The following is a 16,740-nucleotide window of genomic DNA, read 5'->3' on the forward strand; positions in this document are numbered from 1 at the left end:
GGCCCGAGGACTGCGCGTACGGCAGGGTGCGGGAGATCCCTGCCTAGTCCCCCTTCTCGGTCTTCCCGGGCTTCTCAGGCTTCCCGGGCTTCCCGGTCCCGGCGTCCCCCGCCGGGGCCGCGCCCTGGGTGATCAGCCCCGGGTGCCCCTTGCGCTCGAACGCCTGCGGGTTGCGCGCCTTGAGCACGAAGTAGCCGATCACCAGGATGGCCGCCCAGACCGGGGCCGCGTACAGCGAGACGCGGGCCTCCTTGTCGATGCCCATCAGCACGATCACCATCGCGATGAAGGCGAGCGCGAAGAGGCTGGTCCAGGGGGCGCCGATGGCGCGGAAGCTGGACTGCGGGAGCAGGCCGCGGTCGGCCATCCGGCGGTAGCGCAGCTGGGAGATGAGGATCATGATCCAGGCCCACATGCCGGAGATGGTCGCGAACGAGACGACGTAGTTGAACGCCTCGCCGGGCCACTGGTAGTTGATCCACACGCCGACGAGCATCAGCGCCACCGAGACCGCGGTGCCGCGCGTGGGCAGGCCGTTCTTGCTCAGGTAGTTGAAGACCTTCGGGCCCTGGCCGTTGCGCGAGAGGTCGCGGAGCATGCGGCCGGTGGAGTACATGCCGGAGTTGGCGGAGGAGAGCGCGGCGGTGAGCACCACGAAGTTGATGATGCCCGCGCCGGCCGGCAGGCCGATCTTCGCGAACGCCGCGACGAAGGGGCTGGTGTCCGGCAGGAACACGGTCCAGGGGACCACGGAGAGAATGATGATGAGCGCGCCGATGTAGAAGACGGCGATGCGCCAGGGCACGGTGTTGATGGCCTTGGGCAGGACCTTCTTCGGGTTGGTCGCCTCGCCCGCGGTGACGCCGACGAGTTCGACGGCGAGGAAGGCGAACATCACGATCTGCAAGGTCATCAAGGTGCCGCGGATTCCGTGCGGGAAGAATCCGCCGTGGGACCAGAGGTTGGTGAAGGAAGCGGTGTCGCCGGCGTCGGAGAAGCCTAGAGTTATCACGCCGAGACCGATGAGGATCATGCCGATGATGGCCGTGACCTTGACCATCGAGAACCAGAACTCAAGCTCGCCGAAGAGCTTGACGGAGATCAGGTTGACGCCGAAGAGAATGACCGTGAAGACAAGGGCGGACAACCACTGCGGGATGTCCTTGTTCCAGTAATGCACATAAGTGGCCGCGGCGGTCACTTCCGTGATGCCGGTGACGACCCAGAAGAGCCAGTACGTCCAGCCGGTGACGAACCCCCAGAACGGGCCGAGGAATTCTCGCGCGTACTCGGAGAACGACCCCGACACCGGGCGGTACATGAGCAGTTCGCCCAGTGCCCGCATGATGAAGAAGATGACGAGACCGGCCGCGGCGTAGGCGAGGATCAGGCTGGGCCCGGCCTTGGTGATGGCCTTGCCCGCACCGAGGAAGAGGCCGGTGCCGATGGCGCCGCCGATGGCGATCATCTGAATCTGACGGTTTCCCAGACCGCGCTGGTAACCCTCTTCGGAAGCTCCCTGGCCGCTTCCGTCCTGCTCTGCGGCAGCCGCTTCCGCGGCGTGGTCCGCGACCTGCTCAGAGGTCATGGTGGTGCGCCTTTCTCCATAACGACCCGGTCTGCCCCGGATCGGGTCCCGATCCCCCCGGATGGAGTTCCTGCACGCCGACGGTCGGCCGGCGCGGCGCCCCCCGCGCGACATGGGTGGCGTCGTTGCGGCAGGTCGTGAAGATTTATCACGGCCGTATCGAGATCGACACCGCCGACCGGGGAATCGACCATGGAAAAAGTAGGACAATTAGTCCGCAGCGCGGCAATAAACCCCGCCCACGGTGATGGGATCGTTATCCGGATTTGAGCACCCGTTGAGCGAACACTTCTGCCGGTGCATCCGGAATCAGGTCATAAGGGGTGGGGATTCAGGGCATAAGGGTTTCCACGAGGGTTTCCTGAAGCCCGCCGAGCCACAGATACGCCATCACCATCGGCTTGCGCGGATCGTCGTCCGGCAGCCGGAAGAGCATCTCGCTGTCGTCGTCGGCGGCGATCTCCAGCCGGGTCCCGATGGCCAGCCGCAGATCGTTGAGGGCGCCGAGCCACTGCCTGGACTCCTCGGGGCGCAGCTTGAGCACCGCCCCGCCGTCGCCCGCGGCTGTCACCGAGTCGAGCGAACGGACGACGGCGAGGGCGTCCTCACGCTTACGGGTCCGCAGATCGTTCTCGGTGAAGCGGCGGAACTCGGAGGACCGCTCGCGCGCCTCGCCTTCCTCTGCGGAGTCCGGCTTCACGTCCGGGCCGCCGTACGCGTCCGGGAAGAGCCGGGCCAGCGCCGGGTCGGCGGGCGGCTCGCTCGGGCCCTCCGCGAAGAGCCGGGCCAGCGGGTCCTCGTCCTCCGCGCCGCCGTCGCCGGGCCCGATCAGCTCCAGCAGCTGCACGGCCAGGCTGCGCAGGATGGAGATCTCGACCTCGTCGAGGGCGATGGCGGCGCCGCCGCCGGGAAGCGGCTCGAAGTGCCCGGCCATCAGCGGTCCTGCTGCAAGGTCGCCCACAGCCCGTAGCCGTGCATCGCCTGCACGTCGCGCTCCATCTCCTCGCGACTGCCGCTCGACACGGTGGCCCGGCCCTTGTGGTGGACGTCCATCATCAGCTTGTGGGCCTTGTCCTTCGAGTAGCCGAAGTACGCCTGGAATACGTACGTCACGTAGCTCATGAGGTTCACGGGGTCGTTGTGCACGAGCGTGACCCAAGGAACGTCGGGCTCAGGCACCACGGAGGGTGCCTCGCTCGACTCGGGACGTTCGATCTCGACCGGTGCGACGCTCACGGGTTCCATGCTGCCACCCCGCATGGGCCATCGCACAAACGGTCCCCAGAAATCGTCACTCTGACGAGTATTCGGGGTAGCATCTCGTGGCGACGCTCGGACGCGTGCATGGCACAGCACGTACGGCGAGCACGGCGAGCACATGACGAACACACGACGAGCGCACGACGAGCACAGCAAGCACAGACAGAGGGCACGAAAAGCGAGGTAGGCCGAAGTGAACGCTGCGGACCTGGGGCTGCCGGTGGAAGTGCCGTCGACGGCGCTCTTCACCGACCGATACGAACTCACCATGTTGCAGGCCGCCCTGCGGGCCGGCACCGCCGACCGCCGCTCGGTCTTCGAGGTGTTCACCCGCAGGCTGCCCGAGGGACGCCGGTACGGCGTCGTGGCGGGCACCGGCCGGGTGCTGGACGCCGTCGAGAACTTCCGCTTCGACGCCGACGTGCTCGACTTCATGTCCGAGCAGAACATCGTCGACGGGCCGACCCTGGAGTGGCTGGCCGGCTACCGGTTCCGCGGCGACATCTGGGGCTACCCCGAGGGCGAGGTGTACTTCCCCGGCTCGCCGATCATGCGCGTCGAGGGCACCTTCGCCGAGGCGGTGCTGCTGGAGACGGTGATCCTCTCCATCCTCAACCACGACTCGGCGGTCGCCGCCGCCGCGTCCCGGATGTCGGTGGCCGCGGGCGACCGGCCGCTGATGGAGATGGGCGCGCGCCGCACCCACGAGCTGGCGGCCGTCGCCGCCGCCCGCGCCGCGTACGTCGGCGGCTTCGCCACCACCTCCGACCTCGCGGCCGGCTTCCGCTACAACATCCCGACCGTGGGCACCAGCGCCCACGCCTTCACCCTGCTGCACGACAGCGAGCGCGACGCCTTCACCGCGCAGGTCGACTCGCTCGGCGGCCGCACGACCCTGCTGGTCGACACGTACGACGTCGCCGAGGCGGTGCGCACCGCCGTGGAGGTGGCCGGGCCGGAGCTGGGCGCGGTCCGCATCGACTCCGGCGACCTGCTGCTGATCGCGCACCGGGTGCGGCAGCAGCTCGACGAACTGGGCGCCGACAAGACGAAGATCGTGGTGACCAGCGACCTGGACGAGTACGCCATCGCCTCGCTCGCCGCAGCGCCCGTGGACGCGTACGGGGTCGGCACCCAGCTCGTCACCGGCAGCGGCCATCCGACCTGCTCCATGGTCTACAAGCTGGTGGCGCGCGCCGACTCGAACGACCCGGCGGGCCCGCTGCGCCCGGTGGCGAAGAAGTCCATGGGCGCGAAGTCCTCCATGGGCGGCCGCAAGTGGGCGGCCCGCCGCCCGGACGCGGACGGCATCGCCGAGGCCGAGGTCGTCGGCACCGGACCGGTGCCGGACGGACTGGCCGGCTGCCAGTTGCAGGTGCCGCTGGTCCGCGAGGGCGCCGTCGTCGCGCGCGAGCCCCTGGACGCCGCCCGCGACCGCCACATTCGGGCCAGGGCGGGGCTGCCCATGTCCGCGACGCAGCTGTCGCGCGGCGAGGCCGTGCTCCCGACGGAGCACGTGTAAGGAATGCGTGTACGGGGGCGCGCGAGGTGCGTGTAGGGGGCGCAGGGCCGCTGGGCACGCCCTTTGGCATCGCGCCGCGCCCCCGGACGCGCCCACGGGTGCGGCGGAAGGCGTGATTCCGCCCGGCGGAAACCAGTTGGTTCGAACGCCCTCTCCCGTTACGCCCTCGCACTCACTACCCTCGGTCACAACGAGTCGGTCCGCACGTTCCCGGAAAGCCCCCCACCGCCCGCGGCCCCTGCCAAAGGATGCGCACCATGCACCGTGCATTGATCGTCGTTGACGTGCAGAACGACTTCTGCGAAGGCGGCAGCCTCGCCGTCGCGGGCGGCGCCGACGTCGCCGCCGGGATCACGGATCTCGTGGGCGAGGCCACCGCCGGGTACCGCTACGTCGTCGCGACGCGTGACCACCACATCGACCCCGGTGAGCACTTCTCCGCCCACCCGGACTATGAGAACTCCTGGCCCCCGCACTGCGTCGCCGGCACGGAAGGCAGCGGCTTCCACCCGAACTTCGCGCCGACCGTCGCCTCCGGCGCGGTCGAGGCGGTCTTCGACAAGGGCGCGCACACGGCCGCGTACAGCGGTTTCGAGGGTGCGGACGAGAACGGCACGCCGCTGGCGCGGTGGCTGCGGGAGCGGGACGTCGCCGAGGTCGACATCGTCGGCCTCGCCACCGACCACTGCGTACGGGCCACCGCGCTGGACGCGCGCCGCGAGCGCTTCACCACGCGCGTCCTCCTGGACCTGACCGCCGGCGTCTCCCGGCACACCACCGAGCGCGCCCTCAAGGAACTGCGGGACGCCGGCGTGGAACTGAGCGGCAAGCCGGTCCTACAGACCGGCTGACGGCCGTAGGAACGCCGAGCGACCGGCGGCCGTACGAGCGGACGGACTGGGCTCGCGTCCGTATGCGCGCCGACCGACTGGGCTCGTGCCCGTATTCGTATGCGCGCCGGCCGGCTGAGACGGCCGTACGGGCGCCGGCCGGCCGGTACCGCGCTCAGCGGCTGGCCCCCGCGCGGCGGTCCGCCGGGCCGCGCAGCAGGCTGCGGATCGGATGCCACGACTCGGTGTCGTCGTCGGGCACGGACCGCCAGACGAGGCCGTCCGGGTGGTGCAGCACCGCCGTTATCTCGTCGGGCGTCGGCGGCTCGCCGTTGCCGCGCAGGTAGACCGCGCGCAGCCCGAGGTTGCGGAGCCTGGTCAGGGCGCGCTGGCGGTTCACCGCATGCACCAGCACCCGCACCCGGGCGCCCGGCACCCCACTGCCGCCGGGCGGGCTGGGCAGCGACAGAGCCACCACCACACTGCCCCCCGGAAGCTTGGCGAATCCGCCACCGGCCATGTGCATCAGAACCCCTTCGTGAGACGTCGCGTCAATAAGAGCTTCACGGGATGCATTCAAACGCTATCGGCAGCCGCCCGCTAGAGGGCAATGAGTCACACAGCTCTGACCTGCGGCAATGTGGGTTTCTCGGTCAGCGAACCACCTCGGAGCCGCACCGCCGGGCCGCTCCGCCCACTCTTGATGATCTTGATCTGGCGAGCAGTGTCAGTAAGGATCACGCCACATGGCCGGTCACCGTCCACCGCCGGGACGGCCCCGCGGCCACCGGACGCACGGGGCGCACCGGACGCACCGGGCGCACCGGGCGGCACCGGACGGCACCCAGGCCGCCCGCACCCTCACGGGATCTCCGCTTCCGCCTCCGCTTACAGATCAAAAGGCTTGCGACGCCAAAAGCGGGGAAGCTCGAACTGTTTCCTGTTGAAGTCTTTACGCAAGACCGCGCCATTATCTTTTTGGCGGCCGAACCGGGCCCGGATATGCGGGTGTGCGCCGGTCCGGGATTCCGCGCGGCGCCCCCTCGCCGGTGATCGCGCGCCGTCGACCGCCCCGCGCGAATCCGGAACGTACATCATTGATTTATCGACTCTTACGGTGGAGTTCACGGCTCCGTCGGACCCTCGAAGATCGTGAATATCTTTTCGGTCTTCTCCGGTGCAAGTTCCACATAGCCGTCGCCGCCGCCCTCGGCGATCTTCATCGCACCGCATCGATCCCGCTTCGGGCGGCGAGCGCCCGCCGGCCGCGAGGAGGGGGCGCACCGAGCCGCGAAACCACCTCCAGGACCCCCGCCCCCTCCCCCAAATATCCGCTCTGACCTGCGGAAACCAACATCCGCTCCCCGTCGCCGGGCGACCGTCGGCGCGTCGGGCCCCGCTCGGCGGGAGCGCCCCCCGGAGCACTGCGACCGCCGGGTCCGCGGCGTCGGAGCCGATGATTCCCGTTGACTGATGTTCGTTTGTGATCGCAGTGCTCCGTAAGAGCCGAGAAGGCATTAATCCGGTGTGGCGGAAGAAATGGATGTGCCATGTCGGCACCCGGTCGGCCGGTGCGGTACATGACCTCAGCGTTACGAATATCGGACATCAACAGGCGCGCCCATCTCATCTGTCGATTGGCCGAATGATTCCGTGCGCCCCCCATGCATCGGTACCGTGTGTTAGGTCACGCTTACCAGCAGTTCCATGGGGGCATGCAGCCCCGTAGAGTCGTTTTGCGGTACGCACAGTCGACTCTCCCACTAATTCGAAGCCCCGAGGACGGATCACCGCTATGCCGCGTCCGACTCCCGCACAGATCGCCTACGGTTCGGCCACTGTCGTCATCTCCGCCCTCGCGATGCTGCTTCTGTCGCAGACGCGAACGGGGCTGGGGGTCGGTGTGGTCGCCGTCGTCGCCCTCGCGCTCGGGCTCCTCGTCGCCATGACCGTGCCGCTTCCGCGCACGGCCGCTCGCGCGGCGCGGGCCAACGAGCCGCAGACCGCCGACGCGCCGGGCACCACCGCGATGTCCGCGCCCGCGGCCGTGACGGTCGCCGCGCGCCGGGTGGCCGGTCGCCGCGCGCCCGCGCGCGCCGGTGGTTCACGGATCAGGGAACACTCCCTGCGCCGCTGACCCCGCTCCACTGCTGAGCGACAAAACGTTTTTGTCCCCGTGGCGCACGCCCCGGCTCACCCCGCGGCAACCACCACGGTCCTGGCCGCCTTGTCGTGCAGACACTGCCGATACGGCTTGTCCCAGGTGCACCACAGAACATTGACCAGCCAGAAGACGAAGCCGCAGCACGGCACGATCTCCGGCAGGGAGTAGGTGGCGGCCCGCGCCCAGCCGGGCCGGCCCGCCGGGATCGCCCCGTTCTCCAGCATCGCCACGCGGATCTTCATCACCCGCTTGCCGACGGTCTGGCCCCGGCTGGTCAGCATCAGCCCCTCGTACACGAAGTAGACGAGGGAGATGATGACCGACAGGCTCGTGGACTTCACGGTGTCCTTGGTCGGGTTGTAGCCGCCGATCACCAGCGTGGCGATGACGCTGACCGGAATGCCGACGATGAGCCCGTCGATGATGCGGGCCACCAGCCGTCGGCCCAGGCCCGCGAGCGGCGGCATCCCCGCCAGCGGATCGGCCGCACCGAATTGATCGCCGTACGGATTGCCGGGCCCGCCCCCGCCGCCGTACGGACCGCCACCGCCGTACGGACCTCCGGGGCCGCCCCCGCCGTACGGACCCCCGCCGCCGTACGGACCACCGCCCCCGTCCCCGTACGGTCCACCGCCTCCGCCGGCCGGCGCACCCGCGTCGTACGGCGGGGGCGGAGGGGCGGAAGAAGGCGGGTCCTGCGGCCTCTTCCGGAACGGATCGTCCTCGGGCGGCCGCGCCTGGTCGCTACTCATGGACCCAGTAGACCGGCCCGCGGGTGCCCTCGCACCCGGCTCGCGCCGTCCGGGTGCAAATCGAGCCGCGCCGGAGCGCGGCGGCCAAAGTCTGCCCTCGGGCTCAGCGGGCCCGCGCCACGAAGGTGTGCGCCGCCTTGTCGTGCCAGCACTGCCGCCACGGCCGGTCGAACAGGCACCACAGGACGTTCAGGACGCCGACCGCCAGCAGGCCCAGCACGCCGTACATCAGCCACCGGCGCAGCGCCGCCCCGAACGACGGCTTGTCGTGGTCCTCGATGCCCAGCACCCGCACCCCGCACAGCTTCTTGCCCAGCGTGCGGCCCCACTTGGCGGTGGGCAGCGCCTCGTACACGACCCCGGCCAGCAGCAGCACGGCGAGCACGATGCCGAGGTAGGCGCCGGTCGTGCCGTCCAGGAGCCAGACGGTCACGGTCTCGCCGGACTGCTTGGCGCCCTCGACCTTGCCGTCGATGTGGTCGGCGGCCTTCGCCCACAGCGGCACGGCCGCGGCGGCCACGACGGCCCCCAGCACCACCGTGTCGATCAGCCGCGCGCCGAGGCGGCGGCCGAGGGGGGCGGGCTTGCCCTGCGCTTGCGCCGCCTGGAGGAAGGGGTTGTCGACCGGAGGCTTCCACGGGATGACGCCCTCCGCCGGAGCCGCCGGGCCTGCCGGGGCCGACGGGGCCGCCGGGCCGTACGCGCCCGCGTGCGCCCCCTCCGCGTGCGCCGGCTGCTGCGACCACGCGGGCGCGCCGCCGCCCTGGGCGGGCACGAACCCCTGCGGGGGCTGAACGGACTGCGGCCCCTGCTGCCCTTGGCCATCGGGGTGACCGGGTTGGCTTGATTGGTGTGGTCGGCCGACCGGCGCGGGCTGCACACGCGCCTCGGGTACGTCCGTACCGCGCCCGTAACCGGCCATCGCCCCGCCGCTCGGGGCGGCCCACGGCTCGGCGCCCGGCTCGGCGGCGTGTACGGGCGGCATGGCCGCGTGGCCGCCGCCCTGGACGGGCACGGGAGCCTGCGGCGCGGCCTCGGTGCTGTCGGCCGGGGAGGGCCAGACGACGGCCGCGGGCGCGTACGCGACGGCCTCGCGCGCCCCCGCCTCGGGCCGCCCGTCGGCGCCGGGCTCGTCCGAGCCCCAGGGGGTGCGGCGGTCCTGCTCGCCGCCGGAGCCGCCGGAGCCGCCGAGGCCGCCGCGGCGCGAGGTGTCGGAGGGCCAGACGGCGGCCGGCTCGGACCGTACGTCCGCGGCGGCCGTGCGCGACAGCGGCTCGGGCTCCTCGTCGAGGAACATCGGCCCGGTCTCCTCGGGCAGCGTGACGGCGACGGCCCGCGAGGAGTCGCCACGACCGCTCTCGGCACGGCCGCTCTCGGCCCGACCGCTCTCGGCACGGCCGCTCTCGGCCCGACCGCCCTCGGCACGGCCGCTCCCGGCCCCTTCGGCATGGGCGGTCTCAGGGCGGGTCTCCACCCGTCCGGCCTCGTCCGCCCGCACCGCCGAGGACGCCGCCGGCGGGGCGAGGGTCGGCGGGGCCGCGCCGGCGGGGGCGGCGGGCATCGCCTCGCCGTCCTTCGGGGCGGGCCTGCTGGTGCCGGGGACCCATGCGACACCGTTCCAGTACCGGATGTAGCCGGGGATGGACGGGTCCGGATAGAAGCCGGGGGTGGGGCTGCCGTCGGCTGATCCTGAGGTAGACGCGCTCATGATGTCCGATGTCCCGTATCTGTTCGGCCGTGCTGTGTCGTGTGGTGCTCGGTGGGGCGTAAGCAGTCTGCCGCACCGGCGCGAGGAGGTGTAGGGCGCGCTCGTCGCTGCGCGGCCTCGGCGCTTCGTGACCTCGGCACCTCGTGACCTCAATGCACACAACGCAACCGGGTGCGCAGGGAACAGGTCTACCAGAAGGGCCGGGCACTCGGGGCCGACCGGCCGGAGCACCACCCGCACGTGCGAGCCGGAAGATATTCGGAATCTTTTCGGGAAGTCGCGTAATGGCGAGGGGGGCTACGTGCTCTATCCGGTGCGGGCCCGTTCGGACAGGGGCTGCGCACCGAGAGATACAGAGCAGAGAGGGCGCACTTCATGCACACCGTGGTGGAACGAGAGCTGGAGCTCAACCTGGTGCTGTCGCCGGAGCGCAGCATCCCCGTACCGGCCCGCCTGTCCTACAGCACCGACGATCCGTTCGCCGTCCACATCAGCTTCCACGTCACCTCGGAATCCCCCGTGAACTGGACGTTCGCCCGCGAGCTGCTGGTCGAGGGGGTCTTTCGGCCGTGCGGGCACGGGGATGTCCGGGTGTGGCCGACGAAGGTCGACGGCCGCAGCATCGTCTGCATGGCGCTGTCGTCCCCGGACGGCGACGCGCTCCTGGAGGCGCCCGCCTCGGCGGTCTCCGCGTGGCTGGAGCGGACCCTGCGGGCCGTGGCGCCCGGCTCGGAGCACGAGCGCCTCGCCATCGACGACGCGCTGCGCGAACTGCTCGCCCCCACCCCGGGCGACGACCTGTGGCTGCGCGGCCCGTGGCCGTCCGACGACTCGCCGGAGGGCGCGTAGCGGGCCGCCGCCCGTGGATGGCGGCGTGTGGTCAGTCGCCCTTGATGTACGGGTGGGTCAGGAACTCGATGGCGTGTCCGTCCGGGTCGTCGACATAGACGCCCCGGCCGTTGTGCCGGTGGTTGATCTGCTGGGGCTCGGTGTGGAAGGGGTCGCCCCAGTACGGCAGCGCGCGGTCCTTGATGCGCGTGAAGATCTCGTCGAACTCGTTCTCGGATACGAGGAAGGCGAGGTGCTGCGGCACGATCTTGAGGCCCTCGGGGAGGTGGTCGTCGGCGTAGTCGACGGTGACGTCGTTGGAGAGCGTGATCTCGGCGAACGGCCCGAAGGCCTTCGGCTCCGGCACGCCGAGGAGTTCGGTGACGAAGCGCGCGGAGGCGAAGCGGTCGGAGCTGTGCACGATCAGGTGGTTGAGCTGCGCGGGCACGGAACCTCCAAGGAGATGAAAGCTGTCATTTCCGGTTACGCGGCGCTAGTCGGCGCTATCCAGTGCGATTCAGCGCTATTCAGTGCCACTCACTGCTACTCGGTGCACTTCCGACCGTATGTTCCGCACACCCGCCCCCACATCGGACCTCCGGACGAGTCCGTCCTACGCCCCTGGCCCTAACGCCTCCCGCCTACGGCTGCCCGCCGCCAGAACGGCCCTGGTCAAATATGTCACCGGTTCGTCGCAGGCCGGAACTGTGCTCGACGCCGTCAACGCCGAGCTGCTCGACGACATCCTCGTATGCGTATCGGAGCTCGCCGCCAACGCCGTCGTACACGGCGTACCCGTCGGCGGGCAGTTCCTGTTCAAGGTCGACAGCGACGAGCCGCGCGTACGCGTCGAGTGCCACGATGCCAAGAGACGGGGCTCCAGCGCGCAACGCCGACCGGACTACCGGAGAACAGGAAGAAACGCGATGTTCGACCACGCCGACCGATTCCCCACCGGAACGCCCCTGCCGCAGGGGCACCTCACCGTGACACCGTGGGGGCTGCGCCGCCTCGCCCCGTATCCGTCTGTCGAAGTCCCGTCCTACGTCAAGGTCGAACTGGACGCGAGTACGCAGACTGCCCGCTACCTCGACGCCGACGGGCATGTCGTCATGGCGCCCGGACACGGCACCTCGTCGGGCACGAACCCGCCCACCGGCACCACTGGCCAGGGCGACCGCAACGGCGACGCCCCCGACAGCGACACAGGGAACGACACCGACCAGTGACCCCCGATCCGCGCCCGGTACTGGTCGTGACAAACCTCGACGACCCGACCGCGGACCTCGTGATCGCCGCGCTGCACGACCGGGACGTCCCGGTCGTGCGGCTCGACTCCGGAGACTTCCCCGCCACCCTTTCGTGCTCCGCCTACATCGGCGGAGACACGACACGGTGGAGTGGAAGCGTGGCGACTCCGACCCGGGTGGCCGAGCTCGGCGACGTGCGTGCCCTGTACTACCGCCGTCCGTCCGGATTCGCTTTCCCGCGTCTCAACACGCAAGACACCCGGTTCGCCGTCCTGCAAGCCCGCTTCGGGCTCGGCGGCGTGCTCGCGTCGCTGCCCGGCTGCCTGTACGTCAATCACCCGAACCGCATCGGCGACGCCGAGTACAAGCCGGCCGGTCTCGCCGCCGCCGCGGCGTGCGGCTTCTCCACGCCACAGACCCTGATCACCAATCAGCCCGACGACGCCCGCGCGTTCATCAAGGAACACGGCCCGGTCATCTTCAAGCCGCTCGCCGTGCCGCTCTACCTCGTCGACGGAAAATCCCAGACGGTACCCGTCGCAGAGGTGGATGCCAGCGAGGTCGACGAGAGCATCGCCGGCACTATGCACCTCTTCCAGACTCGCGTCGACAAGGCCGCCGACGTCCGCGTGACCGTGATCGGTGAGCGTATTTTCGCGGTGCGCATCGACAGTGGCCTGCTCGACTGGCGCACCGACTACAGCACCCACACCTACACCTCGATCACGGCGCCGCGCACCGTGGAGCGCGCGCTCCACGCGTACCTGCGGCACTTCGGGCTTGTCTTCGGCGCGTTCGACTTCGCCCTGTCCGAATCCGGCGAGTGGACATTCATCGAATGCAATCCGTCGGGACAGTGGGCGTGGATGGAACCACCGACCGGCCTGCCGATGACCGCGGCGCTTGCCGATCTTCTGGAACGAGGCGCCCATGACCGCCCCTGATATCGACGCCGTCGCGGCCAGGCTGCGGCAACAGCTCGCCGACCACCTCGCCACCGACGGTTGGCTCCGCTCCCGACAGTGGCGCGCCGCCGTCGAAGACGTGCCCAGGCATGAGTTCGTCCCCCGCTTCTACGTGGAGACCGATGCCCCCGGCCTGACCACATGGGAACCGATCACACCTGAGCTCATCGGCGTCGAGGAATGGCTGCGACGGGTATACGCCGATGACACCCTCATCACTCAGTTCGACGGGCGGGATATCGACTGGACCGACCCCAAACCCATCAGCGACGCACACCCGACCTCGTCCTCGACGCTCCCTGCCCTGGTCGTCCGGATGCTCGAAGACCTGCTGGTCGACGACGGCATGACCGTACTGGAGATCGGTACCGGCACCGGGTACTCGACGGCGCTCCTCACGCGTCGGCTCGGCGCGGGCCGCGTCGCCTCAGTCGAGACGGACCCCGGGGTCGCCGCCCGCGCTCGCGACGCTCTCACCCGCTGCGGCTACGCTCCCCGACTGCTGAGCGGTGACGGACTGCGCGGCTATCCCGGCGCCCCGCCGTTCGACCGGACGATCGCCACCATGGGCGTACGCAGCATCCCCTCCGCGTGGGTCGAGCAGACCCGCCCCGGCGGGATCATCGTGTCTACGCTCCGCGGCTGGATGCGATCTCTCGGCCTCGTCCGCCTTACCGTCGGGGCCGACCGCAACGCGCAGGGCCGGTTCCTCACGGGTGAACCCAGTTTCATGATCGCCCGGCAGCAGGACGCCCCCGAAAGCCTCGGGATGATCCCGGCCCCCGGCGAAGGTGACGCCCGCGACACCGGCCACGGCCCCGAGTTGCTGACCATGCCCGACAGTGGGTTCATCGCCCAGCTCGCCATGCCCACCGCCCGCTGCTTCACCCTTCCCGGTGACGACGGCGCCCCAGCCACGTACGTACTCGACGCGGCCCATGGTTCATTCGCCGTACTCGCCCCCCTGAACGGCGGCGGCTGGACCGTACGGCAAGGCGGCCCGGTCCGCTTGTGGGACGACATGGAGAAAGCCCTCGCCCTCTGGGGCGCTGCCGGCTCACCCGGCCCCACAGCATTCGGTCTCACCGTCACAGCCGGGACGCAACACGTATGGCTCGGTACGCCCGACGGCCCCAACTGGAAACTGCCGGCTGCTGCGTGAGCACGTGAGCTTCACGTGATGTCCTGCGGCTCACCAATCGCCGTCAGAGGACCTTGCCCGGATTGAGGATTCCCAAGGGATCGAACACAGCCTTGATGCCGCGCTGCATCTCCACCCCGACCGGGCCGAGTTCGCGGGCGAGCCAGTCGCGTTTGAGGAGGCCGACGCCGTGTTCGCCGGTGATCGTGCCGCCCAGTTCGAGGCCGAGGGCCATGATCTCGTCGAAGGATTCACGGGCGCGGCGGGCCTCGTCGGGGTCGGCGGGGTCGAAGCAGACGGTGGGGTGGGTGTTGCCGTCTCCGGCGTGGGCGCACACGCCGATGGTCAGGCGGTGCTTCTCGGCGATGGCGGCGACGCCGTCGATGAGGTCGCCGAGGCGGGAGCGGGGCACGCACACGTCGTCGATCATCGTGGCGGATTTGAGCGCTTCCAGGGCGGTGAGGGTCAGCCTGCGTGCCTTGAGCAGGAGTTCGGATTCGGCCTCGGTGTCGGCGGGGACGACCTCGGTGGCGCCGGCCGCGGTGCACAGGGCGCCGACCGCCGCGAGGTCGGCCGACGGGTCGGGGGTGTCGAAGGCGGCGAGCAGCAGCGCCTCGGTGGTCTCGGGGAGGTCCATGCGGGCGAGCGCGTTGACGGCCCGTACGGAGGTGCGGTCCATGAGTTCGAGCAGCGAGGGCGTGTGGCCGCGGGCCATGATCTCGCAGACGGCGGCGCAGGCGGCGGCCGTGGAGGGGAATTCGGCGGCGAGCGCGAGCTGGCGGGGCGGCGCGGGCTTGAGGGCGAGTACGGCCCGTACGACGATGCCCAGGCTGCCCTCGGAGCCGACGAACAGGCGCGTGAGGTCGTATCCGGCGACGCCCTTGGCGGTGCTGCGGCCGGTGCGCAGCAGGCGGCCGTCGGCGAGGACGACGTCGAGGCCGAGGACGTAGTCGGCGGTGACGCCGTATTTGACGCAGCACAGGCCGCCGGAGGCGGTGCCGATGTTGCCGCCGATGGTGCACTCCTCCCAGCTGGAGGGGTCGGGCGGGTAGGCGAGGCCCTTTTCGGCGACGGCGCGGGAGAGCGCCGCGTTGACGACGCCCGGTTCGACGACGGCGATCCGGTCGACGGGGTTGATCTCGATGATCCGGTCCATCGCGGTGAGGGACAGCACGACGCAGCCCTCTATGGCGTTGGCCGCGCCGGACAGGCCCGTACGGGCGCCCTGCGGCACGACGGGGACGCGCTGCGCGGTGGCGGTGCGCATGACGTGCTGCACCTGTTCCACGGTGCGCGGCAGCACGACCGCCGCGGGCTGTCCGGCCGTGCAGAAGCTGGCCATGTCGTTGGCGTACGAGCGGGTGATGTCGGGGTCGGTGAGGACCGCTTCGGCAGGGAGCCCGTCGCACAGGAGTTTGATCAAGTCGCCGCCCATGCTCATCACCCTCGCACTCCGGGGGCCGGTAGGGAAGATCGCGTCAGTGGACGGTCCCCGTGCCTACCGGCCGTGGCTCTCAGCGGCCGCTCCACTGGTAGATCGAGTACGCGCGGCCCCGCGCCGCCCCCGTCGCGAACCCCATGCACAGCCGCGGCGCCGCGGCGCTTCCGATGACCGCGAGCCCCTCCGGTTCGCGCGGGTCGAGGGACTTGCCCGCGAGGATGCGCTCCTGCTGGACGACGTCGCCGCTGCGCATGTCGATGCAGAAGAGGCGGGTGTTGCCGCCGGAGGAGCGCGGGTTCTTCGGGCCGTAGGCGCTGCCGAGCAGTTGGTACGCGTAGTCGCCGCGCACCGCCATCCCCTGGTAGGGCAGCCGCAGTTCCGTGCCGGGCTGGGCGAAGTCGGCGAGCGGGTCGAAGCGCCGGGCGGCGAAGTCGTCGAGGTCGTAGAGCGCGTAGCGGGGCTTGCCCTTTTTGAGGTAGCGCAGCAGCAGCCGGCGGGTGGTGAGGTCGAGGGCCGGGTAGTTGCCGGTGGTGCCGGGCTTGGGGCGGTACGTGGCCGGGACCGCGCGGTCGGTGTGCAGGACGGAGCCCTCCGCGTAGGCGATGCGGGCGATGCCGCGCCCGTAGCCGCTGCCGGGGTGGGCGTCCCATTCGATCCACAGCTCGGCGGGGCTCGCGTCGGGGTCGACGCCGATCGTGCCGCCGTGGCCGAACCCCTTGAGGAACATCCGGCCGAGCCGTTTGCCGCTGGTGGAGAGCCGGTTGAGGCAGAGGTCGCCGTTGCGCTGCCGCTCCGCGTGCGAGTACGCGCGGGATTCGCCGCGCAGTTTGACGCCGCCCTGCATCACCTGGAGGGCGTAGAGGTGGCCGCGCCGCTCGTCGTAGCCGAAGGACTGGAGGACGGTGGTGTGGTGGAGCTTCGCGCCGTGGATCAGCCGGGTGGGGTTCTTGGAGAAGTCGATCCAGGGGAGCGGGGCGAAGGGCTCCGCTCGTACGGCGGGCTCGACGGCCGAGGCGGCTCCGGCGGCCTCTGCGGCCCCGACTGCCCCGGCTGCGGCGCGCGCCGCGCGGCCGTCGAGCGCGGTGAGCACGGCCGCCGCCGAGGCCGCTCCGCCCAGCCCGAGGAGCTGCCTGCGGCCGAGCGTCCGCTCCTGACCCTGCTTCAGGCCCCGCTGTTCCAGGCCCCGCTGTTCCATCAGCCCCATACGATGCTGCCCTCTCTCACGTCTCTCGCGTCGCTGCGCTCCGGTCCAGTGCATGACCGGGATCGGGGTGCGGAGTGCGTATTGAGG

General features: G+C 70.6%; 16 protein-coding genes. 7 read left to right on the forward strand and 9 right to left on the reverse strand.

Translation table 11 applies throughout. The features are described from left to right. Positions 1-43: 43 nt before the first annotated feature. The 3 genes from ACFU99_RS09640 to clpS form a co-directional block, all read right to left on the reverse strand. Positions 44-1,588 carry an amino acid permease gene (locus tag ACFU99_RS09640; RefSeq protein WP_384388312.1) on the reverse strand — a complete coding sequence of 515 codons (1,545 nt, stop codon included), beginning with the start codon at positions 1,586-1,588 and terminating at the stop codon, positions 44-46. Positions 1,589-1,919: 331 nt separating this feature from the next. Then, positions 1,920-2,522, reverse strand: coding sequence for a DUF2017 domain-containing protein (locus ACFU99_RS09645; RefSeq protein ID WP_384388314.1), 603 nt, complete (start codon positions 2,520-2,522; stop codon positions 1,920-1,922). Next, positions 2,522-2,833 carry an ATP-dependent Clp protease adapter ClpS gene (clpS, locus tag ACFU99_RS09650; protein ID WP_384388317.1) on the reverse strand — a complete coding sequence of 104 codons (312 nt, stop codon included), beginning with the start codon at positions 2,831-2,833 and terminating at the stop codon, positions 2,522-2,524. The genes ACFU99_RS09645 and clpS overlap by 1 nt, the downstream gene beginning before the upstream one ends. 208 nt (positions 2,834-3,041) lie before the next feature. On the opposite strand from clpS, the gene ACFU99_RS09655 reads away from it, so the two are divergent. After that, positions 3,042-4,370 carry a nicotinate phosphoribosyltransferase gene (locus ACFU99_RS09655; protein ID WP_384388320.1) on the forward strand — a complete coding sequence of 443 codons (1,329 nt, stop codon included), beginning with the start codon at positions 3,042-3,044 and terminating at the stop codon, positions 4,368-4,370. A 257-nt stretch (positions 4,371-4,627) separates the two neighbouring features. Next, positions 4,628-5,221: an isochorismatase family protein gene (locus tag ACFU99_RS09660; protein WP_384388322.1), complete on the forward strand. Its 594-nt coding sequence runs from the start codon at positions 4,628-4,630 to the stop codon at positions 5,219-5,221. Positions 5,222-5,375: 154 nt separating this feature from the next. Here the strand turns inward: ACFU99_RS09660 and ACFU99_RS09665 are convergent, their stop codons facing one another. Next, entirely contained in the window at positions 5,376-5,720 is a 345-nt protein-coding gene (locus tag ACFU99_RS09665; RefSeq protein ID WP_384388347.1) for a hypothetical protein, read from the reverse strand. A 1,275-nt stretch (positions 5,721-6,995) separates the two neighbouring features. Between ACFU99_RS09665 and ACFU99_RS09670 the strand changes: the two genes are divergently transcribed. Continuing rightward, positions 6,996-7,337, forward strand: a complete 342-nt coding sequence (locus ACFU99_RS09670) for a hypothetical protein (RefSeq protein WP_384388324.1) — start codon at positions 6,996-6,998, stop codon at positions 7,335-7,337. 56 nt (positions 7,338-7,393) lie between these two features. Here the strand turns inward: ACFU99_RS09670 and ACFU99_RS09675 are convergent, their stop codons facing one another. Next, positions 7,394-8,116 carry an RDD family protein gene (locus tag ACFU99_RS09675; RefSeq protein ID WP_384388327.1) on the reverse strand — a complete coding sequence of 241 codons (723 nt, stop codon included), beginning with the start codon at positions 8,114-8,116 and terminating at the stop codon, positions 7,394-7,396. Positions 8,117-8,219: 103 nt separating this feature from the next. Further along, positions 8,220-9,824, reverse strand: coding sequence for an RDD family protein (locus tag ACFU99_RS09680; RefSeq protein ID WP_384388329.1), 1,605 nt, complete (start codon positions 9,822-9,824; stop codon positions 8,220-8,222). Positions 9,825-10,199: 375 nt separating this feature from the next. On the opposite strand from ACFU99_RS09680, the gene ACFU99_RS09685 reads away from it, so the two are divergent. Continuing rightward, the gene (locus ACFU99_RS09685; protein ID WP_363226903.1) at positions 10,200-10,673 is read left to right on the forward strand and encodes an SsgA family sporulation/cell division regulator; all 474 of its coding nucleotides are present in this window, start codon (positions 10,200-10,202) and stop codon (positions 10,671-10,673) included. Positions 10,674-10,704: 31 nt separating this feature from the next. Here ACFU99_RS09685 and ACFU99_RS09690 read toward each other — a convergent pair whose 3' ends face one another. Further along, complete coding sequence (locus ACFU99_RS09690; RefSeq protein WP_384388332.1) at positions 10,705-11,100, reverse strand: VOC family protein; 396 nt, start codon at positions 11,098-11,100, stop codon at positions 10,705-10,707. A gap of 478 nt (positions 11,101-11,578) precedes the next feature. Here ACFU99_RS09690 and tgmA point away from each other — a divergent pair, with 478 nt between their 5' ends. Genes tgmA through tgmC form a run of 3 tightly spaced genes read left to right on the forward strand, consistent with a single transcriptional unit; the run spans position 11,579 to position 14,029 of the window. Further along, positions 11,579-11,881, forward strand: coding sequence for a putative ATP-grasp-modified RiPP (gene tgmA, locus ACFU99_RS09695; RefSeq protein WP_384388349.1), 303 nt, complete (start codon positions 11,579-11,581; stop codon positions 11,879-11,881). Positions 11,882-11,907: 26 nt separating this feature from the next. Next, positions 11,908-12,846 carry an ATP-grasp ribosomal peptide maturase gene (gene tgmB, locus ACFU99_RS09700; RefSeq protein ID WP_384388335.1) on the forward strand — a complete coding sequence of 313 codons (939 nt, stop codon included), beginning with the start codon at positions 11,908-11,910 and terminating at the stop codon, positions 12,844-12,846. Further along, positions 12,833-14,029 (forward strand): ATP-grasp peptide maturase system methyltransferase, encoded by a 1,197-nt coding sequence (tgmC, locus tag ACFU99_RS09705; protein WP_384388338.1) that lies wholly within the window; start codon positions 12,833-12,835, stop codon positions 14,027-14,029. The genes tgmB and tgmC overlap by 14 nt, the downstream gene beginning before the upstream one ends. 43 nt (positions 14,030-14,072) lie before the next feature. Here the strand turns inward: tgmC and ACFU99_RS09710 are convergent, their stop codons facing one another. Continuing rightward, a complete protein-coding gene (locus tag ACFU99_RS09710) occupies positions 14,073-15,449 on the reverse strand; it encodes an FAD-binding oxidoreductase (RefSeq protein ID WP_384388341.1) in 1,377 nt (458 codons plus the stop codon). Positions 15,450-15,522: 73 nt separating this feature from the next. After that, the gene (locus ACFU99_RS09715; RefSeq protein ID WP_384388344.1) at positions 15,523-16,644 is read right to left on the reverse strand and encodes a teichoic acid biosynthesis protein C; all 1,122 of its coding nucleotides are present in this window, start codon (positions 16,642-16,644) and stop codon (positions 15,523-15,525) included. Positions 16,645-16,740 lie beyond the last annotated feature (96 nt).

Source organism: Streptomyces sp. NPDC057654 (assembly GCF_042800135.1).
In the GTDB taxonomy this organism is placed as follows: Bacteria; Actinomycetota; Actinomycetes; order Streptomycetales; family Streptomycetaceae; genus Streptomyces.